At 59.9% G+C, this 24821-nt stretch carries 22 protein-coding genes and 1 tRNA gene; 17 read left to right on the top strand and 6 right to left on the bottom strand.

From position 1 onward, the window contains the following. Positions 1-18 precede the first annotated feature (18 nt). From KQ940_RS03850 to KQ940_RS03835, 4 genes are all read right to left on the bottom strand, one after another. Positions 19-933, bottom strand: a complete 915-nt coding sequence (locus KQ940_RS03850; RefSeq protein ID WP_217411897.1) for an ABC transporter permease subunit — start codon at positions 931-933, stop codon at positions 19-21. Further along, the gene (gene potA, locus KQ940_RS03845) at positions 930-2033 is read right to left on the bottom strand and encodes a polyamine ABC transporter ATP-binding protein (protein WP_425515618.1); all 1104 of its coding nucleotides are present in this window, start codon (positions 2031-2033) and stop codon (positions 930-932) included. The genes KQ940_RS03850 and potA overlap by 4 nt, the downstream gene beginning before the upstream one ends. A gap of 49 nt (positions 2034-2082) precedes the next feature. Beyond that, positions 2083-3177 (bottom strand): extracellular solute-binding protein, encoded by a 1095-nt coding sequence (locus KQ940_RS03840; RefSeq protein ID WP_217411893.1) that lies wholly within the window; start codon positions 3175-3177, stop codon positions 2083-2085. Positions 3178-3385: 208 nt separating this feature from the next. Beyond that, complete coding sequence (locus KQ940_RS03835; protein ID WP_217411891.1) at positions 3386-4735, bottom strand: glutamine synthetase family protein; 1350 nt, start codon at positions 4733-4735, stop codon at positions 3386-3388. 343 nt (positions 4736-5078) lie between these two features. Here KQ940_RS03835 and KQ940_RS03830 point away from each other — a divergent pair, with 343 nt between their 5' ends. The 7 genes from KQ940_RS03830 to KQ940_RS03800 all read left to right on the top strand — a co-directional run bounded on the left by KQ940_RS03830 (position 5079) and on the right by KQ940_RS03800 (position 13107). After that, complete coding sequence (locus KQ940_RS03830) at positions 5079-6470, top strand: glutamine synthetase family protein (RefSeq protein WP_217411889.1); 1392 nt, start codon at positions 5079-5081, stop codon at positions 6468-6470. A 14-nt stretch (positions 6471-6484) separates the two neighbouring features. Continuing rightward, entirely contained in the window at positions 6485-7387 is a 903-nt protein-coding gene (aguB, locus tag KQ940_RS03825; protein WP_217411887.1) for an N-carbamoylputrescine amidase, read from the top strand. A 12-nt stretch (positions 7388-7399) separates the two neighbouring features. Beyond that, positions 7400-8494, top strand: a complete 1095-nt coding sequence (gene aguA / locus KQ940_RS03820; protein ID WP_217411885.1) for an agmatine deiminase — start codon at positions 7400-7402, stop codon at positions 8492-8494. Positions 8495-8535: 41 nt separating this feature from the next. Next, positions 8536-9837 (top strand): NAD(P)/FAD-dependent oxidoreductase, encoded by a 1302-nt coding sequence (locus KQ940_RS03815; protein WP_217411883.1) that lies wholly within the window; start codon positions 8536-8538, stop codon positions 9835-9837. A gap of 300 nt (positions 9838-10137) precedes the next feature. Then, a complete protein-coding gene (locus KQ940_RS03810; protein WP_217411881.1) occupies positions 10138-11121 on the top strand; it encodes a Bug family tripartite tricarboxylate transporter substrate binding protein in 984 nt (327 codons plus the stop codon). Continuing rightward, complete coding sequence (locus KQ940_RS03805) at positions 11118-11558, top strand: tripartite tricarboxylate transporter TctB family protein (RefSeq protein WP_217411879.1); 441 nt, start codon at positions 11118-11120, stop codon at positions 11556-11558. Before KQ940_RS03810 ends, KQ940_RS03805 begins: the two co-directional genes overlap by 4 nt. Before the next feature lie 13 nt (positions 11559-11571). Further along, positions 11572-13107 (top strand): tripartite tricarboxylate transporter permease, encoded by a 1536-nt coding sequence (locus KQ940_RS03800; RefSeq protein WP_217411877.1) that lies wholly within the window; start codon positions 11572-11574, stop codon positions 13105-13107. 131 nt (positions 13108-13238) lie between these two features. Here the strand turns inward: KQ940_RS03800 and KQ940_RS03795 are convergent, their stop codons facing one another. Then, positions 13239-13943: a response regulator gene (locus KQ940_RS03795; protein WP_217411875.1), complete on the bottom strand. Its 705-nt coding sequence runs from the start codon at positions 13941-13943 to the stop codon at positions 13239-13241. Continuing rightward, complete coding sequence (locus tag KQ940_RS03790) at positions 13940-15535, bottom strand: ATP-binding protein (RefSeq protein WP_217411873.1); 1596 nt, start codon at positions 15533-15535, stop codon at positions 13940-13942. The genes KQ940_RS03795 and KQ940_RS03790 overlap by 4 nt, the downstream gene beginning before the upstream one ends. A 209-nt stretch (positions 15536-15744) precedes the next feature. Here KQ940_RS03790 and thrS point away from each other — a divergent pair, with 209 nt between their 5' ends. The 10 genes from thrS to KQ940_RS03740 all read left to right on the top strand — a co-directional run bounded on the left by thrS (position 15745) and on the right by KQ940_RS03740 (position 24757). Next, complete coding sequence (thrS, locus tag KQ940_RS03785) at positions 15745-17661, top strand: threonine--tRNA ligase (protein WP_217411871.1); 1917 nt, start codon at positions 15745-15747, stop codon at positions 17659-17661. Positions 17662-17718: 57 nt separating this feature from the next. After that, entirely contained in the window at positions 17719-18219 is a 501-nt protein-coding gene (gene infC / locus KQ940_RS03780) for a translation initiation factor IF-3 (RefSeq protein ID WP_246589698.1), read from the top strand. A 104-nt stretch (positions 18220-18323) separates the two neighbouring features. Next, positions 18324-18518: a 50S ribosomal protein L35 gene (rpmI, locus tag KQ940_RS03775; protein WP_217411869.1), complete on the top strand. Its 195-nt coding sequence runs from the start codon at positions 18324-18326 to the stop codon at positions 18516-18518. Between the two features lie 41 nt (positions 18519-18559). Beyond that, positions 18560-18916, top strand: coding sequence for a 50S ribosomal protein L20 (rplT, locus tag KQ940_RS03770; RefSeq protein WP_217411867.1), 357 nt, complete (start codon positions 18560-18562; stop codon positions 18914-18916). A gap of 86 nt (positions 18917-19002) precedes the next feature. Then, positions 19003-19986: a phenylalanine--tRNA ligase subunit alpha gene (pheS, locus tag KQ940_RS03765; RefSeq protein WP_217411865.1), complete on the top strand. Its 984-nt coding sequence runs from the start codon at positions 19003-19005 to the stop codon at positions 19984-19986. Positions 19987-20025: 39 nt separating this feature from the next. Then, on the top strand, positions 20026-22404 hold the full coding sequence (pheT, locus tag KQ940_RS03760; protein ID WP_217411863.1) for a phenylalanine--tRNA ligase subunit beta: 2379 nt from the start codon (positions 20026-20028) through the stop codon (positions 22402-22404). Between the two features lie 15 nt (positions 22405-22419). Continuing rightward, a complete protein-coding gene (gene ihfA, locus KQ940_RS03755) occupies positions 22420-22734 on the top strand; it encodes an integration host factor subunit alpha (RefSeq protein WP_188745523.1) in 315 nt (104 codons plus the stop codon). Next, complete coding sequence (locus tag KQ940_RS03750) at positions 22703-23068, top strand: MerR family transcriptional regulator (protein ID WP_217411861.1); 366 nt, start codon at positions 22703-22705, stop codon at positions 23066-23068. Before ihfA ends, KQ940_RS03750 begins: the two co-directional genes overlap by 32 nt. A 71-nt stretch (positions 23069-23139) precedes the next feature. Continuing rightward, positions 23140-23216 (top strand) — tRNA-Pro (locus tag KQ940_RS03745). Positions 23217-23608: 392 nt separating this feature from the next. Further along, entirely contained in the window at positions 23609-24757 is a 1149-nt protein-coding gene (locus tag KQ940_RS03740) for a glycine cleavage T C-terminal barrel domain-containing protein (RefSeq protein WP_217411859.1), read from the top strand. Positions 24758-24821: the final 64 nt, after the last annotated feature.

Raw genomic sequence — 24821 nt, 5'->3', positions numbered from 1 at the left:
TGGAGAATGAAAGCTTTTTCACGATTCGGCCTCCATCTGGCGGGATTGATAGCGGTGGAAAAGGGCGATCGGGATGATCAGCAATAACAGCATGACGATCGCCAGTGCCGAGGCCACCGGCCAGTCGCGGTTATTGAAGAACTCCTGCCAGAGGATCTTGCCGATCATCAGCGAGTTGGGACCGCCGAGCAGTTCCGGTATCACGAACTCACCCACCGTCGGGATAAATACCAGCATGGAGCCGGCGATGATGCCGCCTTTGGACAGCGGCAGGGTCACGGTCCAGAAGGTGTGCAGACTGCGCGAGCCCAGATCGGAGGCCGCCTCCAGCAGGCTGGGGTCGAGCTTGACCAGGTTGGCGTAGAGCGGTAACACCATGAACGGCAGGTAGCCGTAGATGATGCCGATATAGACCGCGAAGTTGGTGTTCATCATCCGCAGCGGCGAGTCGATCAGCCCCAGCCAGAGCAGGAAGTTGTTGATCAGCCCGGTATCGCTGAGCAGGCCCATCCAGGCGTAGACCCGGATCAGGAAGGATGTCCAGGAGGGCAGCATGATCAACAGCAGCAGGATGGTCTGCTGGCGTGGCGTCGAGCGCGCCATGGCGTAGGCCATCGGGTAGCCGATCAACAGGCAGCCCAGGGTGGAGAAGAACGCCACCTGCAGCGAGTTCAGATAGGCCGACACGTACAGGGAGTCATCCAGCAACAGCAGGAAGTTGCCCAGGTTGAGCGAGATCTCCATCACCTCGTCGGTGAAGCTGAATAGGCTCTCATAGGGCGGAATCGCGATCGCCATGCTCGACAGGCTGATCTTCAGTACGATCAGGAAGGGCAGGGCAAAGAACAGCAGCAGCCAGAAGTAGGGGACACCGAGGGTCCAGATGCGGCCGTTGGGCAGTTTCAGGGTCGGTTTCAGGCTGAGAGCTTTCATGATCGCAGCACCACTCCGCTGGTGGCCTCCCAGCTGATATAGACGCTCTCGTTCCACTGTGGGTAATCGGCGCGCCGCTCCTTGTTGGCCGATACCGACTGTACGATCTGACCGCTGGGCAGTTCTACGTAGAACACCGAGAAGCCGCCGAGATAGGCGATATCATGGACCCGGCCCAGGGCCCAGTTGTACTCGGCGTCCGGCTTGTCCCGCGTGATCAGGGTTTTTTCCGGGCGCACCGCCAGCCAGACATGCTTGTTCTGCACGTTGGTGGAGACGCCGTGGCTGACGTAGAGCGGTTGTGGGGTGGCGGGAGACTCGATGATGGCATGGTCGTGCTCGTCGACGACGATATCGCCTTCGAACAGGTTCACCGAGCCGATGAACTCGGCAATCATGCGGCTGTTGGGGCTCTCGTAGATATCGGTCGGGGTGCCGATCTGGGCGATCCAGCCCTCGTCCATGATGGCGATGCGACCGGCCATGGTCATCGCCTCCTCCTGGTCGTGGGTCACCATGACACAGGTGACGCCGACACGTTCCAGGATCTCGACCACCTCCAGCTGCATGCGGGTACGCAGCTTCTTGTCCAGCGCGCCCATCGGCTCGTCGAGCAGCAGCAGTTTCGGACGCTTGGCCAAGGAGCGTGCCAGGGCCACGCGCTGGCGCTGGCCGCCGGACAGTTGGTGTGGCTTGCGCTTGGCGTACTTATCCATGTGTACCAGTGACAGCATCTCCTGTACGCGGGCTTCTACCTCCGCCTTGGGCAGTTTGTCCCGCTTCAGGCCGAAGGCGATGTTCTGCGCCACGGTCATGTGCGGGAACAGGGCGTAGGACTGGAACATCATGTTGATCGGACGCTCGTAGGGGGGCAGGTCGGTAATATCCTGTCCGTCGAGGAAGATGCGTCCTTGGGAGGGTTTTTCGAATCCGGCGAGCATCCGTAGCAGGGTCGATTTACCCGAGCCGGAGCCGCCAAGCAGGGCGAAGATCTCGCCACGGTTGATCGTCAGTGAGACGTTATCGACCGCGCGCACATCGTCAAACAGTTTGCTCACGCTGTCGATACGCAGGATCTCGTCCTGCGTCGCAGCGCTCATCTTTTCATTGATAGCCAGGGAAGCTGTCATGCTGTCTCTCCTAAACCGTTTACTGGCCTGACTTGATGCGGGTCCAACTGCGGGTCATGGCACGTATCACTTTCGGACTCAGGTCGGCGAAGGTGTACAGCTTCTCGCTGGTCTCCTTGCTCGGATAGATGCCCGGATCGTTGCGGATCTCCTCATCGACATACTGGGTCGCGGCAGCGTTGCCGTTCGGGTAGGCGACGTAGTCGGACACCGCGGCGATCACCTTCGGCTCGAGCAGGTAGTTGAGGAAAGCGTAGGCTTCAGCCACGTTCTTGGCATCGGCCGGCATGGCGAGCATGTCGAAGAAGGTACCGGCACCCTCCTGCGGGATGCTGTAGGCCACATTGACGCCGTTGTCCGCTTCGATGGCGCGATCCTTGGCTTGCAGAATGTCCCCGGACCAGCCTACCGCCAGGCAGATGTCGCCGTTGGCCAGGTCGGTGATGTACTTGGAGGAGTGGAAGTAGCGCACGTAGGGGCGGATCTCCAGCAGTGTTTTTTCCGCCTTGGCGATGGCGTCGGGGCTGGTCGGGTTGGGGTCTTCACCCAGGTAGTTCAGGGTGGCCGGGAAGATCTCGCTCGGTGCATCGAGCAGGGACACGCCACACTCCTTCAGCTTGGCGATGTTTTCCGGCTTGAAGATCACGTCCCAGGAGGTGATTTCGTCTACACCCAGTGCTTCCTTGATCTTGTCCACGTTGTAGCCGATGCCGGTGGTGCCCCAAAGGTAGGGAAAGGAGTGCCGGTTGCCCGGATCAGCCTTTTCCAGGGTCTTCATCAGCGAGGGATCCAGGTTGCTCCAGTTCGGCAGCTTGCCGCGATCCAGCTCCATAAAGATGCCTGCGCGGATCTGCTTGGCCAGGAAGCTGTTGGAGGGCACGACGATGTCGTAGCCGGAGTGACCGGAGAGCAGTTTCGCTTCCAGCACCTCGTTGCTGTCGAACACGTCGTAGATCACCTTGATACCGGTGGCGGCCTCGAAGTTGGCCAGGGTGTCTTCGGCGATGTAGTCAGACCAGTTGTAGACGTGCAGCTCTTTCTGTTCGGCCTGGGCGGCGGTGCAGGCGGCTCCCAGAGTCATGGCCAGCAGTGTGTTGCGGATAGTGGGTTTCATGTTCTCTCCTCAAGGGTACAGGTCCAATGTTTTTCAGTTGTGAGGCTGCTCCGGTGGGACGGGGTGTCGCGCCGGAGGTTGTACTGCCCGCCGGTGGGTGGCGGTTGAGGGGAACTGGCTAATTGACTCATGTCTGCATCCTTTTTATTTCTGTTATGGGTCGGATCGCTGAGTTTGTCGTTATTGATCTGTTTCGATGTTTCAGGGTCTACACGGACAGCAGTAGGAACTCGCGCTCCCAGGAGCTGATCACGCGCTTGAAGTTTTCCATCTCGGCCCGCCGCGTGGCGACGTAGCCGTCGACGAACAGGTCGCCGAGGTAGCGGCGGATCACCGGGCACTGCTCCATCTGCTCGTTGGCCGCTTCCAGGGTCAGCGGCAAGCGCAGGTTACGCCGCTCGTAGGCTCGGCCCTCGACCGGAGCGCTGGGGGAGAGCCCCTCGACCATGCCGATATAACCGCACAGCAGGCTGGCGGCGATCGCCAGGTAAACGTTGGCATCGGCGCCCGGCAGGCGGTTCTCGACCCGGCGGTTCTGCGCCGAGGACACCGGCACGCGCAGACCGCAGGTGCGGTTCTCCTCGCCCCACTCCACGTTGACCGGTGCCGAGGTGTCCGGCAGGAAACGGCGGAAGGAGTTGACGTTGGGCGCGAGCATCGGGATCAGGCTGGGGATGTAGGTCTGCAGCCCGGCGATATGGCTGAGGAAGAGTTCGCTCTTCTCCCCATCCGCCGTGCTGAACACGTTTTCGCCGGTACGGATGTCGAGCACGCTCTGATGCAGGTGCATCGCACTGCCGGGCTCGTTGGTCACCGGCTTGGCCATGAAGGTGGCGACCACATTGTGCTTCAGCGCCGCTTCGCGCAGCGTGCGCTTGAATACGAACACCTGGTCGGCCAGTTCGAGCGGATCGCCATGGAGGAAGTTGATCTCCATCTGCGCGGTGCCCTCTTCGTGGATCAGGGTGTCGATCTCCAGCCCCTGCATCTCGCACCAGTCATACATATCCTCGAACAGCGGGTCGTACTCGTTCGCCGCTTCGATCGAGAACGACTGGCGGCCGGTTTCCGGTCGGCCGGATCGTCCGGTGGGCGGCTTCAACGGCAGGTCGTGGTCGGCGCAGCGCTCGGTCAGGTAGAACTCCATCTCCGGCGCGACTACCGGTCGCCAGCCTCGCTCGGCATACAGGTCGAGCACCTTCTTTAATACGTTGCGCGGCGAGAGCGGTACGGGGTTGCCGTGGCGATCATAGGTATCGTGGATAACCAGGGCGGTTTTTTCGATGGTCCAGGGGATCTGGTAGGCGGCACGGGGGTCGGGTTTGCAGATGAAGTCGATATCGGCCGGGTCGAGCAGGGCGTAGTAGATCTCATCCTCGACGTAATCACCGGTGACGGTCTGCAGCAGCACGCTCTCCGGTAATCGCATCCCCTTTTCGGCGATGAACTTGTCCACCGGGGATATCTTGCCGCGGGCGATGCCGGTCAGGTCACTGACCACACACTCCACCTCGGTAATCTTCTGTTCTTTCAGCCAGCGTTCCAGGTCCGCTTCCATGTTGAATACTCGGTTGTTATGTAGGCTACGACACCCTTGATACTGAACCGCCCCGAGGCGGACTCACGGCTGTCGCTCATTTGGGTGTTCGTTTTATTTCACGACAGTCTGTGGACAGATCATCGCGTTACCGAGCCGGGGCCAACAATACCCCCCGGGTGGTATTTTCCGGAAAATATTTTCAAATCAGAATGGTATGGCATCGATGCAGTGCACACCGATGAACCGGGTGAACAGAAATGGTGCGTAATTGATTGATGTGGCTCAGAAATCTGGGCCCGGATTGGACCCCAACTACCAACCTGATTGATTGAAATACTTTACATAAAAACGGGTGCTCATAATGAGTTACGTAAGCTCGGAAGATATCGATGTTCCCAGTCTGAACGAGGCTGAGGCTTTTCTTAAAGAACATCCGGATCTGCAGTTCGTGGATCTCCTGATCGCCGATATGAACGGCATCGTCAGGGGTAAAAGGGTGGACAGGTCGGCGCTGACCAAGGCCTACGGCAAAGGCATAGCGCTGCCGGCCTCGCTGTACGGTCTCAATATCCAGGGCACCACGGTCGAGGAGACCGGGCTGGGACTGGAGATAGGGGATGCGGATCGTATCTGTTTCCCGATACCGGGCACTTTGGCGATGGAGCCCTGGCAGAAGCGTCCCATCGCACAGTGTCTGATGTCGATGTACGAGGATCGGGATACGCCGTTCTTTGCCGATCCGAGGATGATTTTGAAAAGCGTCGTGCGCAAGTTCAAGGAGCTGGGCCTGACGCCGGTGACCGCCTTCGAACTTGAGTTCTACCTGATCGACCAGGAGAACCTCTCCGGTCGTCCCCAGCCTCCGCGCTCGCCGATCTCCGGCAAGCGGCCGGAGAGTGTCCAGGTCTACTCCATCGATGAGCTGGATGAGTACACCGATCTGCTGATGGATATCATCACTACCGCCCGCTCCCAGGGGCTGCCGGCCGATACCATCGTTGCCGAGTCGGCACCGGGGCAGTTCGAGATCAACCTGATGCATGTGGACGATCCGGTGCGCTCCTGCGATAACGCCACCCTGCTGCGCCGGGTGATCAAGAACGTGGCCTATGATCACGAGCTGGATACCACCTTCATGGCCAAGCCCTATGCCGATCAGGCCGGTAACGGCATGCACCTGCATATCAGCCTGGTGGATCGCGAGGGGCGCAATATCTTTGCCGTCGATGACGACGAACAGGCCAACGATATGCTGCGTTGGGCGCTGGGCGGCTTGCTGGAGACGCTGGAGCAGTACTTCGCCATCCTCTGTCCCAATATCAACTCCTACCGCCGCTTCAGCAAGGAGTTCTTTGTACCGATGGCACCCACCTGGGGCGTCGAGAACCGCACCACGGCGCTGCGGATTCCGGGCGGCGACCCGGCAGCCACCCGTATCGAGCACCGCGTTGCCGGCACCGATGCCAACCCCTACCTGATGATGGCCGCGATGCTGTCGGCGATGCACTACGGCATCTCCAACAAGATCGAGCCACCGCCCAGTGTCGTCGGCAACGCCTACGAGCAGTACCCGGCGACACTGCCCAACAACCTGCGCGATGCGCTGCGATCGCTGGCTGGCTCAACGGTGATGAATGAGTATCTCGGCAGCGATTTCCTCGATGTGTTTATCGCCTGCAAAGAGAGCGAACTGGCCGAATTTGAACGTACCATCTCCGATCTGGAGTACTCCTGGTACCTGCATACTGTCTGATAGAGGAGATAACAATGTCCCGTGTAGTATGTGTTGCCGCAACACAGATGGCCTGTAGTGACGATCGCAACGACAATATAGAGCGCGCCGAGGCGCTGGTGCGCCAGGCTCATGCCCAGGGTGCACAAATCATTTTGCTGCAGGAGCTGTTCGAGACGCCCTATTTCTGCAAGAAGCAGAAGGCGGAGCATCTGGCGTTGGCAACCACGCTGGAGGCGAATCCGGCGGTACGGCATTTTTCGCGCATCGCCGCCGAGCTGCAGGTGGTGCTGCCGATCTGCTTCTACGAGCGTAAGGGACAGATGCGATTCAACTCGGTGGCGGTGATCGATGCCGACGGCAGCGTGCTGCCGAATCTGTATCGCAAGAGCCATATCCCGGATGGCCCGGGCTACAGCGAGAAGTTCTACTTCACGCCGGGGGATACCGGGTTCCAGGTCTGGAATACCCGCTATGCCCGCATCGGGGTTGGGATCTGCTGGGATCAGTGGTTCCCGGAAACCGCGCGCTGTCTGGCGCTGAAAGGCGCCGAACTGATCTTCTATCCCACCGCCATCGGCAGCGAGCCGCAGGACGCAACGCTGGATTCACGTCGCCACTGGCAGCGTACCCAACAGGGGCATGCCGCAGCCAACCTGACGCCGGTGATCGCCTCCAACCGGGTCGGCAGCGAGCAGGAGGATGAGGTGGGTATCACCTTCTACGGTTCGTCGTTTATCGCCAACCAGCATGGCGAACTGGTGCAGGAAGCGCCGCGTGAGGGGACGGCGGTACTGGTGCACAGCTTCGATCTGGATCAACTCGCTGAAGTACGCAGAGGCTGGGGGGTATTCCGTGATCGCCGTCCGGAGCTGTACGGCGCCATCGGCAGCCTGGATGGCTGCACCAGCGGACTGACCGGCTATAGTGCCAAATAGAGAGGCAGCAACATGAATAGACTCAATGGCACACCCGCCGCCGACGGCTTCCATATGCCGGCCGAGTGGGCGGCGCAGAAACAGATCTGGATGCTCTGGCCGGAGCGTCCGGACAACTGGCGCTTGGGCGCCAAGCCCGCGCAGGCGGCATTCACCGCCGTGGCGAGGGCCATCGCCGAGTTCGAGCCGGTCAGCGTCGGCGTCAGCGCTGTGCAGTATGAAAACGCCTGCCGTCAGCTGGCGCACCCGCGCATCCGCGTGCTGGAGATCTCCAGCAACGATGCCTGGATGCGCGATACTGGACCGACCTTCGTCACCAACGGCAGCGAAGTGCGTGCCGTGGATTGGGAGTTCAACGCCTGGGGCGGTTTGCAGGGCGGCCTCTACTTCCCTTGGGATCTGGACGCTCAGGTGGCGGCTAAGGTGGCGGGAATAGAGGGTTGTCCACGTTACCGCACCGACGGGTTCATTCTGGAGGGCGGCTCGATCCATGTGGATGGCGAGGGTACCCTGCTGACAACTGAGGAGTGCCTGCTCAATGCCAACCGCAATCCGCAGATGAGTCGCGAGCAGATCGAGCAGAAACTGCAGCAGTACCTGGGTATCAGCAAGACCATCTGGTTGCCTGAGGGGCTGTACAGCGACGAGACCGACGGCCATGTGGATAACTTCTGCTGCTTCGTGCGTCCGGGCGAGGTGGTGCTGGCCTGGACCGATGACAAGACCGATCCGAACTATGAGAGTTGTCATGCGGCGCTGGACAGGTTGGCCAACGCCACCGATGCGGCCGGCCGCACACTGAAGGTGCATCGTATGCCGATCCCCGGACCGCTGTATGCGACCGCCGAGGAGTGCGCCGGTGTCGATCATCATGACGGCAGCCAGCCGCGGGATCCCTCTATCCGCCTGGCCGGCTCCTATATCAACTACCTGTTGGTCAACGGCGGCGTGATCATGCCACGGTTTGGCGATCCGGCCGATGCGACTGCGCAGGAGTTGATGCAGCGCCTGTATCCGGAGCGTCGGGTGGTGACTGTGCCGGGGCGGGAAATCCTGCTCGGCGGCGGCAATATCCACTGTATTACCCAGCAGCAGCCGCTGCCCTGAATTCGATAGAATGTGTTCGCATTCGTGACTATGGAGCATCTATGAACACCCCCGTGCACACGGAACGTCATCCTGAGTCCTTCTATACCGCGACCGCGCGCGAACTGGTCGAGTATCCGCGGCTGGAGGGCGTGATCAGTGTCGATGTCTGCGTCGTCGGCGGCGGCTTCAGTGGCGTCAATACCGCCCTGGAGCTGGCCGAGCGCGGCTTCAGCGTAGCCCTGCTGGAAGCGCGCCGGATCGGCTGGGGCGCCTCCGGGCGCAACGGCGGCGAGCTGATTCGCGGTATAGGCCACGGCATCGAGCAGTTTGCCGGCGAGATCGGCCGCGAGGGGATCGACGCCATCGCCCGCATGGGGATCGAAGCGGTGGAGATCGTACGGGATCGGGTGTCCCGTCATGCTATCGATTGCGACTTGCAGATGGGCTATTGCGACCTGGCGTTGAAACCACGCCATATGCGCGAACTGGAGGAGGACCAGGCGTTCCTGCAGAGCCTGGGTTATCAGCCCGAAACCCGTATCCTGCAGCGCGAGCAGATGCATGAGGTGATCGGCTCCGAGCGCTACCTGGGCGGCATGATCGATATGGGCAGCGGTCATCTGCATCCGCTGAACCTGGTCTTGGGTGAAGCAGGTGCTGCGCGCGATGCGGGTGTGCAGATCTTCGAATACACCCCGGCCGAGAAGATCATCAAGGGTGACAAGCCCAAGGTGGTCACACCCTCCGGCGAGGTCAGCTGCCGCTACCTGGTGCTGTGCGGCAACGCCTACATCGGCCATAAGCTGGAGCCCCATATCGGCGGTAAGGTATTGCCCGCCGGCAGTTACCTGATCGCCACCGAACCGCTGAGCGAAGCGCAGTGCCGTGACATTATCCCAGGAAACATGGCCTTCGCCGATCTCAGCGTGGCGCTGGATTACTTCCATCTGTCGGCCGATCGACGTCTGCTGTTCGGCGGTTTGTGCAACTACTCCGGACGCGATCCACGGGATATCACCGGGGCATTGATGCCCAACCTGGAGCGGGTATTCCCGCAGTTGAAAGGGGTCCGGGTCGAATACGAGTGGGGCGGTATGATCGGCATCGGTGCCAACCGTCTTCCGCAGATCGGCCGATTGCCCGATGCGCCCAATATTCTTTATGCCCAGGCCTATGCCGGCCACGGCGTCAACGCCACCCATATGGCGGCACGCGTCATCGCCGAGCTGCTGTCGGGGCAGGCGGAGCGGTTCGATATCTTCGACCGGGTCAAGCATATGACCTTCCCGGGTGGACCGGCGCTACGCTCGCCGTTGCTGGCGCTGGGCATGCTCTACTATCGGCTGAAGGATCTGTTTTAGTGGCAATGGTGTGTGCTGCGCTTATTGTGAATCCGACGACGGGTTATATGTTCCGTCTCGAACAGGCATGACGGGGTGGCGGCTCGCTTGAGCTGATGCTGCACAAGGATGCCGTGAACAATATGCACAAAAAGGGCTTTAAGTATTAAAAACTTCTTAATTGCGTTAGCTATCTAACCAGGATACTGCGCACTATCTTTTCAGCGTGATCGGATACCGCAACTGGTATCGCAGGGCTCGATTGCCCCCAAAAAAGATCGAGCCGACAACACTACAACAACAAAGTTGGAGATTACGCTGATGCAACGTTCCGTTCGCAAGCTGCTGCTTGCTACCTCACTCGTTTTCGCAACCTCCCAATCCTTCGCTTTCGAACCGGCACGCTCCGCCGAGTGTATCGCACCGGCCAACCCGGGCGGTGGTTGGGACTTCACCTGCCGCAGCGTCGGCAAGATCCTCTCCGATCTGAAGTATATCGATGGCAACGTGCAGACCGTGAACATGCCGGGCGCCGGTGGCGGTGTGGCGTTTGCGCATACCGTTTCCAAGCGTGAAGGCGATACCGCGCTGCTGGTTGCGGCCAGTACCGCTACCACCACCCGTCTGGCGCAGGGCCAGTTCGTCGGCATGAACGCTGACCAGGTCAAGTGGGTCGGCGCTCTGGGAGCGGACTACGGCGTGATCGCGGTATCCAAGGACTCCCCCTACAAGGATCTGAACGCGCTGATGGACGCGCTGAAAGAGGACCCGACGTCGGTCAAATTCGGCGGCGGTAGCGCGGCCGGTGGCTGGGACCACCTGAAAGTGCTGATCGCGGCGAAGGCTGCCGGTGTCGGTAACCTGCCGAAGATCAAGTACCTGGCCTACAGCGGCGGTGGCGAGGCGATCACTCAGGTGGTCGGTGGCCATATCGAGGGCTTCACCGGTGACGTGTCCGAAGTGCTCGGCTTCGTCGAGTCCGGCGACCTGCGTGTGCTGGCGGTGATGTCCGAAGAGCGCCTGCCGGGTCAATATGCCGATATGCCGACCGCCAAAGAGCAGGGTATCGATGCGATCGCGCCGAACTGGCGTGGCTTCTACCTGCCCGCCGGTGTTCCGGATGATGCCTTCGAGTGGTGGACCAAGACCATCGATGGTGTCTACGCGAGCGACAACTGGAAGCAGGTGATGCAGCAGAACGGTCTGATGCCTTTCCACAAATCCGGTCCGGAGTTCACAGCCTTCGTCCAGCAGCAGGTGAAGGAAATCCGTGATCTGTCTACCGAGATCGGTCTGATCAAATGATCGGCGATCGCATCCTGGGAATCCTGATGCTCCTCCTGGCCGTCGTGTACGGCTGGGAGGCCAGTCTGTTCCCCGAGCCTTTTGGCGGTGTCGAGGCTGTCGGACCGGAAACCTTCCCGCTGCTGCTGGCGGTGATTCTCGGGTTCTCCAGCGTCTACCTCATCGTCAAACCCGATCCCGACCAGGAGTGGCCGGGCATGAAGACACTGCTCGACCTTGGCTTTGTGCTGGTGTTGCTGCTGATATTTGCCGCGTTGCTGGCGCCGCTTGGGTTCGTGATCTCCACCACGCTGATGGTCGCCGTGCTCTGCTGGCGCATGGGCGCAAAACCGATACCGGCAGGGCTGACCGGCCTGGGCAGTGCGGTGTCGATCTATCTGCTGTTCAACTTCCTGCTAGAGCTGCACTTGCCGGCCGGCATTCTCAAGCTGACCTGATGGAGCTGAACTGATGGAAACGTTGAATTTTCTGCTGCATGGTTTCTCTGTCGCATTGATGCCGGAACACCTGATGTTCGCCGCCATCGGTGCGCTGCTCGGCACGCTGATCGGTGCCCTGCCCGGGCTCGGCCCGGCCAATGGTGTGGCGATCCTGATTCCGTTGGCGTTCAGCCTTGGCCTGTCGCCGGCGGCGTCGATGATCCTGCTCACCTCGGTCTACGCCGGTGCCATGTATGGCGGACGAATCTCCAGCATCCTGCTCAACATCCCCGGTGACGAGCCGGCGATGATGACCACGCTGGACGGCTATCCGATGGCGATGCAAGGCAAGGCGGCGGAAGCGCTGGCGATCTCCGCCATCGCCTCCTTTATCGGCAGTTTGCTGGCCACCATCGGCCTGATCATTCTGGCGCCGATCCTGGCACGCTTCGCGCTGCACTTCGGCCCGGCCGAGTATTTCGCGCTGTTCTCGCTGGCGTTCGCCACCCTGGGCGGGGTGACCGGCAAGAACCAGGTCAAGACCGTGGTTGCTGCTGCGCTGGGTCTGATGATCTCCACCGTCGGTGTGGATATCTCGACCGGGAACCAGCGTTATACCTACAACATCCTTGAGCTATACGAGGGTGTGGATTTCATTATCGCCATCGTCGGTCTGTTTGCGGTCAGTGAACTGCTGTTCTTCATCGAGCGCCATATCAGCGAAGGCGCAGGCAGCGCGACGCTGAACAAGCTCAACCTGAAGCTGAGCGATATCCTGCATGTTCTGCCGACCAGCCTGCGCGGCTCGGTGCTGGGCTTTGTCGCCGGCGTATTGCCGGGGGCGGGTGCCTCGCTGGGCAGCTTTCTCAGCTACTCGCTGGAGAAGCGCATAGTTGGCAAGAGTGGACACTTCGGCCAGGGTGACCCGCGTGGAGTCGCTGCGCCGGAGGCAGGCAACAACGCCGCTGCAAACGGCGCGCTGGTGCCGATGCTGACCCTGGGCGTGCCAGGTAGCGGTACCACCGCAGTACTGCTGGCGATGCTGATCTCGCTGAACGTGCAGCCGGGTCCGATGCTGTTTACCCAGAACGCGGAACTGGTCTGGGGCGTGATCGCGGCGCTGCTGGTCGGCAACATCATGCTGCTGATCCTGAACATCCCGATGGTCGGTCTGTTCGTCAAGCTGCTCAGCATCCCGCCCAAGTACCTGATGCCGGTGGTGACGCTGATCGCCGCGGTGGGGATCTACTCCATCAGCAACAGCGCGCTGGATCTCTACTTCATGGTCGGCTTCGGTCTGCTCGGATACCTGCTGCGTAAGCTGGAGGTGCCGTTGGTGCCGGTGATCCTCGGCATGCTGCTGGGGCCGGAGATGGAGCGCAGCCTGCGTCATGCACTGACCATCTCCGACGGCGACTGGTCGATCCTGTTCTCCAGCGGCCTGAGCATCGGTATCTGGGTTGTAGCCTTCGCCGGGTTGGCGCTGCCCTACATTCTCGGTCCGATCCTGCGTCGGCGCATGGAAAATGCCCGTGCCCGGATGGAGATCGAGGAGGAGGCCGATTAAGCCTGTGCTGTGAGCATTCTTGCACCTGCCGGATAACTCAGGTTCCTGTTGTTCGGCATCTTTCACCACCTTTGGCCCAGCCTCAGGTGGTTTCTTTTTATGTACAGGATGTACGGTACCCCGCGGGCGCCTCAGCCGGTGTGACGCCGGTAGCGCCTCTCGGGGCGACCGATGCTGCCGTAGTTGATGTCCGCCTCCAGCTCCCGCTCCGATACCAAATACTCCAGATAGCGTCGCGCCGTGGTGCGGCTGGAGCCGATTTTTTCACCTACCTGCTCGGCGCTGAAACTGTCGGCGGTCTCCTTCATCACCGAGCGCACCTTGTCCAGGGTCAGGGTATCGATCCCCTTGGGCAGGCGTGAGGCGACCGTCGCCGGCGAATGGGGAGTGTTTGTGCCACTGCGCGGCAGCAGACCATCCACCGACTGCTGACTCAGGCTCTCGAGCTGGCGCAGACGCTCCAGGTGAGCCTGGTAGTTCTGTAGCGCCTGCTCAAGGCGCTCGTAGACCAGCGGTTTGAGGATGTAGTCGAACACGCCGCAACGCAGCGCTTCGGTCAGGCTCTCTACCTCCTTGGCGGCAGTGATCAGGATTACATCCGTAGGTTGCCGTGCCGCACGCAGTTCGCGCAGAAGGTCCAGGCCGCTGCCGTCGGGAAACTGGATATCGAGCAGCACAAGATTGGGGCGCATCACCTCGATCAGCTCACGGGCATCCCGCGTGGTATGGGCGATGCCTCGAATCTCGAAACCGGGAACGCGCTCCACGAAACGGCGCTGAATCTCCGCAATCTGCGGGTCGTCTTCGGCGATGACGATGCCTAAGGGGGTGCTCATCCAACGCTCTCCTTGGTTTCCTTCGGAAGGTAAAGGGTAAACCGGGCTCCACCCGCGTCCAGGTTCTCCACCACTATCTCGCCGCCCAACTGACTGACCCCCTCTTTAACCAGGTGCAGGCCGATGCCGCGCCCCTCCGCCTTGCGGCTGAAGCCGCGCTCGAACACCCGCGGCATATCCTCCGCGGCGATACCGTGGCCCTGGTCCTCCACCTCGAAGATCAGGTCCTGGCCGATATCGGTCATCGACAGGAAGACACTGCGTCCCTTGGCGCTGAGCGAGGCGTCGAGGGCGTTGTCGATCAGATTGCCGATCAACGTCACCAGGCGTTCCGGTGTAATGTTGGCGGGGAGGGGACCCAGGTGGCTGTCCGGGTCGATCACCAGTTGCAGGCCCAATTCATGGGCGCGGTTGAACTTGCCGAGCAGGCAGCCGGAGACCACCGGGTCGTCCACCGAATCGACCAGCCAGCGCAGCATCGCCTGGTGGTCGCGGGTCTCCTGGCCGATCAGCTCCAGTGCCTCGTCACTCTTGTCGAGCTGGATCAGGCCGGCGATGGTGTGCAGCTTGTTGGCATATTCATGGGCCTGGCTGCGCAGGGTCTCGGCGTACTGGCTGATGCGGGTCAACTGGCGGCTGACCATCGCCAGTTCGTCGCGGACACGGAAACTGGCGACGACACCGGTCAGTTTGCCTTTGACCCGGATCGGTATGCGGTTGATGATCAGACTGCGCCCGCCGATCACCATCTCGGTATCGAACTCCGGTTCACCGCTCTCCAGCAGGTCGGGAAGGCGACTGTCGGGGACAACTTCGCGGACAGGTCGGTTGACCACGTCCCCCTGCTCCAGCCCCAGAGTCTCGATCGCGGCACGGTTGCAGGTGGTGATCTGACCCTCGGCGTTGATCGCGATGATCCCTTCGCGGATCGACTCCAGGGTAGCGTTGCGCTCCTCGAACAGGGTGGCGATCTCATGCGGTTCCAGATCGAATATGGCAGCACGGAAACGGCGCGCGATCCAGCTGGCGGCCATTACCGACAGCACCAGAAGCAGAAGCGTCACGGCGATCACCACCCGCTGGTAGGTCAGCACCGTGTCGTCGATCTCCTGGGTCAGGTAGCCGATCGAGACCACGCCGACCACTTCGCCCAGATCGTTGAATACCGGCGCCTTGCCGCGGATCGACGGCCCCATGCTGCCGACCGCCTGGGAGATGATGGTGTGCCCCTGCTTGAGCACTTCGTCGTTGTCGCCGCCGACCATCGGCTTGCCGATCCGATCCGGCAGTGGATGGGCCAGGCGTATCCCCTGGGCGTTGCCGATGGATATGAAGCTGGCATCGGTGGCGTCGCGCAGTTCGCTGGCGATCCGTTGCGTGGCAGCGCTGTCGTTGGCCGCCACCGCCTCCCGAATGGAGGGGGTCTGCGCGATCATCGAGGCCAGCTGCAGTGCACGCTGGGCCATCTGATCCTCGAGCGAGTCGGCCAGATGGCGGAGCGCGAAACCGCCGAGCAGCGCGGATTGAAGTAGAACCAGCAGGCATAGCACGATCATCAGCCGGGTGCTGATGCGAAGTCGAATTCGGGGCATATGGTTGTTTATATTTCTGTCACCCTTTGTGCTCTAAATTGTACGCGTTCATGCAGAGTTTGTCCGTATCCATGTCTTTGCGGCTGGAGCTGTCCGCGGTGGGGCGGTATACTTTGCGGTCTTATTTTCACGGCGGCTCTTTCCGGGGCTGCCAAAAGAGCACTTATGTGACCTGTCGTAGGGGCCACCACTAAGCTTAAGGAACTCTGATGCCTGTTATTACCCTCCCCGATGCGAGTACTCGCGAATTCGATCACCCGGTAACCGTTTACGACGTTGCAGCCTCTATTGGCGCGGGTCTGGCCAAGGCCGCTGTCGCCGGCAAGGTCGACGGTACGCTGGTCGATACCAGCTATCTGATTGAGCAGGATGCACAGCTGGCGATCGTCACCGCACGGGATGAAGAGGGTGTGGATGTTATTCGTCACTCCTGTGCTCACCTGATGGCGATGGCGGTGCAGGAGCTGTTCCCTGGCGCCCAGGTCACCATCGGTCCGGTGATCGAGGATGGCTTCTATTACGACTTCGCCTACGAGCGTCCGTTTACCCAGGAGGACCTGGCCAGGATCGAGCAGCGCATGAACGAGCTGTCCAAGCAGGATCTGCAGGTCAGCCGTTCGATCATGAACCGCGGTGAAGCGGTGGCGATGTTCCAGCAGATGGGCGAGAAGTACAAGGTCGAGATCATCGAATCGATCCCGGGCGAGGAGCCGCTCTCCTTCTACCGTCAGGGCGATTTCATCGACCTCTGCCGTGGTCCGCACGTACCGTCCACCGGCCATATCAAGGCGTTCAAACTGATGAAGGTTGCCGGTGCCTACTGGCGCGGCGATGCCAAGAACGAGATGCTGCAGCGTATCTACGGTACCGCCTGGGGTGACAAGAAGGAGCTGAAAGCCTACCTGCATCGCCTGGAAGAAGCGGAGAAGCGCGATCACCGCAAGCTGGCCAAGCAGCTGAACCTGTTCCATCTGCAGGAGGAAGCGCCGGGCATGGTGTTCTGGCACCCGCACGGCTGGACCCTGTATCAGCAGATCGAGCAGTACATGCGCGCCAAGCAGCGCAAGCACGGTTACCAGGAGATCAAGACCCCACAGGTGGTCGAGCGTACGCTCTGGGAGAAATCCGGTCACTGGGACAAGTTCCACGAGCAGATGTTTACCACGCACTCCGAGAGCCGTGACTTCGCCATCAAGCCGATGAACTGTCCCTGCCATATCCAGGTGTTCAACCAGGGGCTGCGCTCCTACCGCGAGATGCCGCTGCGACTGGCCGAGTTCGGTTCCTGCCACCGCAACGAGCCCTCCGGCGCGCTGCACGGCATCATGCGCGTACGTGGCTTCGTACAGGACGATGCGCATATCTTCTGCGCCGAAAACTCGATCCAGTCGGAAGTAGCGGCGTTTATCGACTTCCTGCACGAGGTTTACGCGGACTTCGGTTTCAGCGACATCATCTACAAACTCTCCACCCGTCCCGATCAGCGCGTCGGTTCCGACGAGAGCTGGGACAAGGCGGAGAAGGCGCTGGCCGATGCACTGGATACCGCAGGACTGGATTGGGATGAGCTGCCGGGCGAGGGCGCTTTCTATGGTCCGAAGATCGAGTTCTCCCTGCGCGACTGTCTCGGTCGTATCTGGCAGTGTGGTACCATTCAGGTCGACTTCTCCATGCCGGGCCGCCTCGGTGCCCAGTTCGTCAACGAACAGGGTGAGCGCGAAACCCCGGTGATGCTGCACCGCGCAATCCTTGGATCCTTCGAACGTTTTATCGGTATTTTGATCGAACACTATGCCGGCGCGTTGCCGACCTGGCTGGCACCGGTGCAGGTTGCGGTGATGAATATCACCGACAAACAGGCCGATTTCGTCAAGCAGGTGAACGAGCGTCTCGAAAATCACGGATATCGGGCGATTGCGGACTTGAGAAACGAGAAGATCGGCTTTAAAATCCGCGAGCGCACTTTGCAGAAAGTGCCCTACCTTCTTGTGGTAGGCGATAAAGAAGTAGAGTCCGGCTCCGTTGCAGTGCGTACGCGCTCCGGTGAGGACCTCGGCACCATGCCGGTTGATGCCCTGCTTGACTTGCTGAGTCAGGAAGTGACCCGTAAAGGGCGTCAGCAATAAAAATCTTCAGGAGATAACACTATCAGGCGTGATAACAAGCGCGGCGCTCGTCAGAATTTGCCGCCAATTAACGAAAACATTCGTGCTCGCGAACTCCGCCTAATCGGCGCAGATGGCCAGCAGGTTGGTATCGTAACGATTGATCAGGCTCTTGAGCTCGCTCAGGAAGCCGAACTTGACCTGGTTCAGATCTCTGATTCTGATCCCATTGTCTGCAAGATCATGGACTATGGTAAGCATCAGTATGAGATGAAGAAGAAAGCAAATGAGGCTAAGAAGAAGCAGTCTCAGATGCAGGTCAAGGAAGTGAAATTCCGTCCCGGTACGGAAGAAGGGGATTATCAGGTAAAACTGCGCAACCTGATACGTTTCCTTGAAGCCGGGGACAAGGCCAAGGTGACCTTGCGTTTCCGTGGTCGTGAGATGGCCCATCAGGAGCTGGGTATGCAGTTGCTGCAGCGTGTCGAGGCTGACCTCGGCGAGCTCGGTACTGTAGAGCAGCAGCCGAAGATGGAAGGTCGCCAGATGGTGATGGTCATCGCCCCGAAAAAGAAATAGTCAGCTTTTTCGCCTGAACCCGCGCTGTTGGCCCTTGTGGTCAAGAGTGTGGGTTTTGTCGGTTTTCGGCTGGCGTATTACAAACGAATGCGTGGAGATTGAAAATGCCTAAGATTAAAACTGTCCGCGGTGCGGCAAAACGTTTCAAGAAAACTGCTAACGGCATCAAGCACAAGCAGTCCTTCAAAAGCCACATTCTGACCAAGAAAAGCACCAAGCGTAAGCGTCAGCTGCGCCCGATGCTGCAGGTTCATGCTGCCGACCAGGCTCTGGTCAAGCGCATGCTGCCGTATCTGTAAGCCTTAGTCTGAATCAACTTTATATATAGGAAGGAATTGCTATGCCTCGCGTAAAACGTGGTGTACAGGCTCGTGCCCGTCATAAGAAGATCCTGAAACAGGCTAAAGGTTACTACGGCGCTCGCAGCCGTGTGTTCCGTGTAGCCAAGCAGGCGGTTATCAAAGCTGGTCAGTATGCTTACCGCGACCGTCGTCAGCGTAAGCGTCAGTTCCGCGCTCTGTGGATCGCCCGTATCAACGCTGCTGCCCGCATCAACGGTCTGTCCTACAGCCGCTTTATCTCTGGTCTGAAGAAGGCCAACATCGAAATCGACCGTAAGGTACTGGCTGACCTGGCTGTTCACCAGCAGGTAGCTTTTGCTGCGGTGGTTGAGAAAGCCAAAGCGGCTTTGGCGTAAGTCACACCCGCCTATCAGTAGGTAATTGATCGAATCGAATAGGGGAAGGGTGCCAACTCTTCCCCTATTTTTGTTTGGAGCCGGACATGGAAAATCTTCACGCCCTCCTGGAGGAAGGCAAACAGGCGGTCGCGCAGGCCGATAACGTAAAGGCGCTGGACGATGTGCGTGTTCAGTACCTCGGTAAGAAGGGGCATCTTACCCAGTTGCTGAAGGGGCTCGGCAAGCTATCCGCCGAGGATCGCCCCGCAGCTGGCGCCAAGATCAACGAGGCCAAGGACGAGCTGTCTGAAGTACTGAATGCCCGCAAGGCTCAGCTCGAAGGGGCGGCGCTGGAGCAGAAACTGGCATCGGAAACCGTCGACGTCACCTTGCCCGGCCGTGGCCAGCAGCTCGGTGGCCTGCATCCGGTGACCAAGACGCTGGAGCGTATCGAAGCGTTCTTCGGCAGCATCGGTTACACCGTCGAGGAAGGTCCCGAGATTGAAGACGATTATCATAACTTCGAGGCGCTGAATATTCCGGCTCACCATCCGGCGCGGGCGATGCATGATACCTTCTATTTCGATGCCCACACCCTGCTGCGTACCCACACCTCGCCGGTGCAGGTGCGCACCATGGAAGCGCAGAAGCCGCCGATCCGCATCATCTGCCCCGGCCGTGTCTACCGCTGCGATTACGATCAGACCCACTCGCCGATGTTCCACCAGGTCGAGGGTCTGCTGATCGACAAAGATATCAGCTTCGCCGACCTGAAGGGTACGCTGGAGCAGTTCCTGCGTGAGTTCTTCGAAGAGGACGTGAAGGTGCGTTTCCGTCCCTCCTACTTCCCGTTCACCGAGCCCTCCATCGAGGTGGATATCGACCGCGGTGACGGCAAATGGCTCGAGGTGCTCGGCTGCGGCATGGTGCATCCCAAGGTGCTGGAGATGTCCGGTATCGATCCGGAGGAGTACAGCGGCTTTGCCTTCGGTATGGGCGTTGAGCGTTTTGCGATGCTCCGCTACGGCGTTGACGATCTGCGTCTGTTCTTCGAGAACGACCTGCGCTTCCTCGGCCAGTTCCGTTGATCGGCCCCACCCAGAATTGAACGAATTCAGGACAGCAGCATGAAATTCAGTGAACACTGGTTGCGCGAGTTGGTGCAGCCCGAAATCGATACCCAGACCCTGGCCGATCAGCTCAGCCTGTCGGGTCTGGAAGTGGACGACGTCGAGCCGGTGGCCGGCGCGTTCAGCGGTGTCGTTGTAGGCGAGATTCTCAGCGCCGAGCAGCATCCGGATGCGGACAAACTTCGCGTTTGTCAGGTCAGCGATGGCAAGGAGACCTTCCAGGTCGTATGCGGCGCGCCCAACGCGCGTGCCGGCATCCGGGTGCCCTTCGCCCAGGTCGGCGCCGTGCTGCCGGGCGATTTCAAGATCAAGAAGGCAAAACTGCGTCAGGTCGAGTCCTTCGGCATGCTCTGCGCCGAGGATGAGCTGGGCCTGTCAGACGACCATGCCGGCCTGATGGAGCTGGCCGCCGATGCCCCGGTCGGTGTCGATCTGCGCGACTACCTAAAGCTCGACGACCAGATCATTGATGTGGACCTGACGCCGAACCGTGGCGACTGCCTCAGTGTCGCCGGTATGGCGCGCGAAGTGGGCGTGCTGAACAAGGTGCCCGTAACCGCGATCGATTGTGCACCGGTTGCGCCGCAGATCGACGATCAGATCGAGGCGACGCTGGTGGCGCCGCACGGCTGTCCGCGCTACCTGGCGCGTGTGATCCGCAACATCAATCCGGGCGTAGAAACGCCGCTGTGGATGCAGGAGAAGCTGCGTCGCTCCGGTATCCGCTCCATCGATCCGGTAGTCGATGTGACCAACTACGTGCTGATCGAGCTCGGTCAGCCGATGCACGCCTTCGACCTGAACAAGCTCAACGGCGGTATCCAGGTGCGCATGGCGCAGCAGGATGAGGAACTTACGCTGCTCGACGGTCAGACCGTCAAGCTCAACAGCGATACCTTGGTGATCGCCGACAGCTCATCTGCCGTGGCGATGGCCGGCATCATGGGCGGCGAACCGACCTCGGTGACTGATGAAACCCGCGATATTCTGCTCGAGAGTGCGTTCTTCGCACCACTGGCGATCGCCGGCCGCGCCCGCAGCTACGGCCTGCATACCGATTCCTCCCACCGCTTCGAGCGTGGCGTCGACTGGCAGTTGCAGCGTCGTGCCATGGAGCGTGCCACTGCGCTGCTGCTCGACATCGTTGGCGGTCAGCCGGGGCCGGTGACCGAAGCGGTCGCTGAAGAGCAGTTGCCGAAGGTGGAGAAGGTGCGTCTGCGCCACGACAAGGTCACGTCGATGCTGTCGCTGGAGATCCCGGCCGCGGAGATCGAAGAGATTCTGACCCGTCTGGGCCTGACCCTGGAGGCTAACGGCGAGCGCGAGTGGCTGGCAAGCGTACCGAGCTACCGCTTCGATATCAGCCTGGAGATGGACCTGATCGAAGAGATCGCCCGCGTCTACGGCTACAACAATCTGCCGGTACGTACCCCGCGTGCCGAGCTGCCGATTCCGCCGATCGCTGAAGCGAAAGTAAACCAGAGCCGTGTACGCGCGCACCTGATCTCGCTGGGCTACCAGGAAGCGATCACCTATAGCTTCATCGAAGCGGGCCTGTCCAAACAGTTCGACGACCAGCATGAACCAATGGCGCTGGCCAACCCGATCTCCGCCGAGATGGCGGTAATGCGCACCACACTCTGGCCGGGTCTGGCCAAGGCGGTACAGTACAACCAGCACCGTCAGCAGTCGCGTGTACGTCTGTTCGAGATCGGTCAGCGCTTCGTGCCGGCAGCCGATGGCCTGCAGCAGCAGAACGTGGTGGCCGGTATCATCTGCGGCAGCCGTCAGCCGGAGGGTTGGAGTGCCGGTAACGACAAGGTCGACTTCTTCGATCTGAAGGGCGATCTGGAAACCCTGCTGGGCCTGGGCAGCAACGCCGCTCGCTTCAGCTTCCGTGCCGACAGCCATGTGGCGCTACATCCGGGTCAGAGTGCCGCGATCCTGCTCGATGGCGAACTGGTCGGTCGTATCGGTGCCTTGCATCCGTCTCTGCAGAAGTCGCTGGACCTGACCGGCCCGGTGTTCCTGTTTGAAGTCGAACTGGATGCGGTGATCGACGGCCGTGTGGCACGCTTCTCCGAACTGTCCAAGTTCCCCGAGTCGCGTCGCGATCTGGCGATCCTTGTCAGTGCCGAAACCCCCTTCGCGCAGCTGCGTGAAGTGGCCTCTGAAAGTGCCGGCGAGTACCTCAAACAGGTCACTCTGTTCGACGTATATCAGGGCCAAGGTATTGAACCGGGACGAAAAAGTCTGGCTCTGGGCTTGACCTGGCAACATCCATCACGCACTCTTAATGATGAAGAAATAAACAGCGCAGTGAGCGCTGTCGTCACTGCTCTGAACGAAAAGCTCGGAGCGACATTAAGAGATTAAGACAGGGTGAGTGTCATGAGCTCTTTGACTAAAGCAGATATGGCTGAGCGACTGTTCGACGAACTGGGGCTCAACAAGCGCGAAGCGAAAGAGATGGTGGAATCCTTCTTTGAAGAAATTCGTGCCAGTCTGGCGTCAAACGAGCACGTGAAACTGTCCGGCTTCGGCAACTTCGATCTGCGCGATAAGCGCCAGCGGCCGGGCCGGAACCCCAAAACTGGAGAGGAGGTCCCGATCTCGGCACGCCGGGTCGTGACCTTCCGTCCAGGCCAAAAGCTCAAGGAACGTGTAGAAGCCTATGCCGGACAGCAGTCCAACTCAGCAGACTGAGCTGGAGCCGATACCCGGCAAACGCTATTTCACCATCGGCGAAGCTGCCAAACTCTGTGACCTGAAACCGCACGTGCTGCGCTATTGGGAGCAGGAGTTCGAGCAGATCCAGCCGGTCAAGCGTAGCAATCGCCGTTATTACCAACGCCAGGACCTGCTGCTGATTCGGCAGATCCGCAGCCTGCTGTATGACCAGGGTTTTACCATTGTCGGCGCCCGTCAGTGGTTGAAAGGGGAGCAGGCAGGGGACGATGCCAAGCGCTACCGTCAGCTGCTGCGCCAGACCATCACCGAGCTTGAATCGATCCGCGATCTGTTAAAAACCGTTCGATAAAAGCTTCCAATTATCAAAACCTTAATGTAGTATTCGCATCTCTCTTCGAGACCTTCAGGTCTCCGCCTAGTCGGGGCGTAGCGCAGTCTGGTAGCGCACTTGCATGGGGTGCAAGGGGTCGCAGGTTCAAATCCTGCCGTCCCGACCATTAAAATCAGAGACCTGAATGAATCGCCTGCTGGCGATTTTTTTCGTTTCTGGGCTTTTGTAGCCATCTACTGCCCTTTCTCTGTCCGTTTGCAAACTGCTTGCACAGTGATCTTGTTCAGCGCCAACGCTTGCTCAGCTCTAGCAGATCTTTGAGTCAGGTGAATCCATCGGTCTGCTGTTGAATCGGTGCGAGTATGCCTATTCCTCGCGATTTGCTCTCATGTTTGGCATTAGCCTAAACGGTCCAAAGGGAGCAGAAATATAGTCCTGATAAGGGGCTTTCTGGCCTTTGTTTAGGCTCCGCCTGCAGTTCGTTCCTCATATCATTTCCTTGTTCAAGCGTTTAACGGCAGAGCTGATAACGCGGTCGCATAATAAGAGGACGAGTAGATGGGCAAGCAAGAGCAAAAAGAGTTTGGTTTCGGCACACAGATCCGTAAATCTCCGTACTTCGACGCCACTGTGCGTTGGGGGGCCACCGGATTCTCGGTCTATAACCACATGTATATTCCGCGTGATTTCGGCGATCCGGTACAAAACTTCTGGAACCTGGTAAACGACGCGATTCTTTGCGACGTTGCGGTAGAGCGTCAGGTCGAGATCAGCGGTCCTGACGCCGCAAAATTTGCTCAAATGCTGACACCTCGGGATCTGTCGAAGTGCGCCGTGGGTCAGTGCAAATATGTGCTGATCACCAATGCCGACGGCGGCATCCTGAACGATCCTATCCTGCTGCGTCTGGAAGAGAACCGCTTCTGGATCTCCCTTGCGGACAGCGACATTCTGCTCTGGGCGCAGGGCGTGGCCGTCAACTCTGGCCTGGACGTGCAGATCCGCGAGCCGGACGTGTCTCCGCTTCAGCTGCAGGGGCCGAAGTCCGGCGAGATCATGAAGGCGCTGTTCGGTGACAGCATCACCGATCTCCGTTACTACTGGCTGCGCGAGTATGACCTCGACGGCATTCCGCTGATCGTGTCCCGCACCGGCTGGTCCAGCGAGCTGGGCTATGAGCTCTATCTGCAGGACTCCTCGAAGGGCGACGAGCTGTGGGAAAAGAGCATGGCGGCGGGTGCTCCCTTTGGTCTCAAGCCGGGGCATACATCCTCTATTCGCCGCATCGAAGGCGGCATGCTCTCCTATCACGCCGATATGGACATCAACACCAACCCGTATGAACTGGGCCTGGATCGGCTGGTTGAGCTGGATATGGAAGCCGAGTTCATCGGTAAGGCGGCCCTCAAGCGAATCCGTGAACAGGGTGTATCCCGCAAGCAGGTCGGCGTGTTGATCGACGGTCCGGCCCTGTCGGGTCCGAACACCAAGTTCTGGACGCTGGAAAACGAGGGGCAGTCCGTGGGCAAGGTCACCTCGGCGATCTTCTCTCCGCGTCTGGAGAAGAATATCGCGCTGGCGATGGTAAGCGCGGATGTTGCAGAGATTGGCACGACCCTGGAAGTGGATATGCCCAATGGGAAGCGGACCGCCACCGTGGTCGAAAGACCGTTCTTCGATCCCAACAAGAAAATCGCGGCAGGTTAAGCCTCAGCGAATTTACGTCGACTAATAAAAATATATCAGTCCAAGACCCATCAGAAGATATTCG

The organism is Marinobacterium ramblicola, assembly GCF_019084545.1.
Taxonomy (GTDB): Bacteria; Pseudomonadota; Gammaproteobacteria; order Pseudomonadales; family Balneatricaceae; genus Marinobacterium_D; species Marinobacterium_D ramblicola.
Note: the sequence above shows the minus strand (reverse complement) of the source record. Positions and strands in the feature narration are given on the sequence as shown.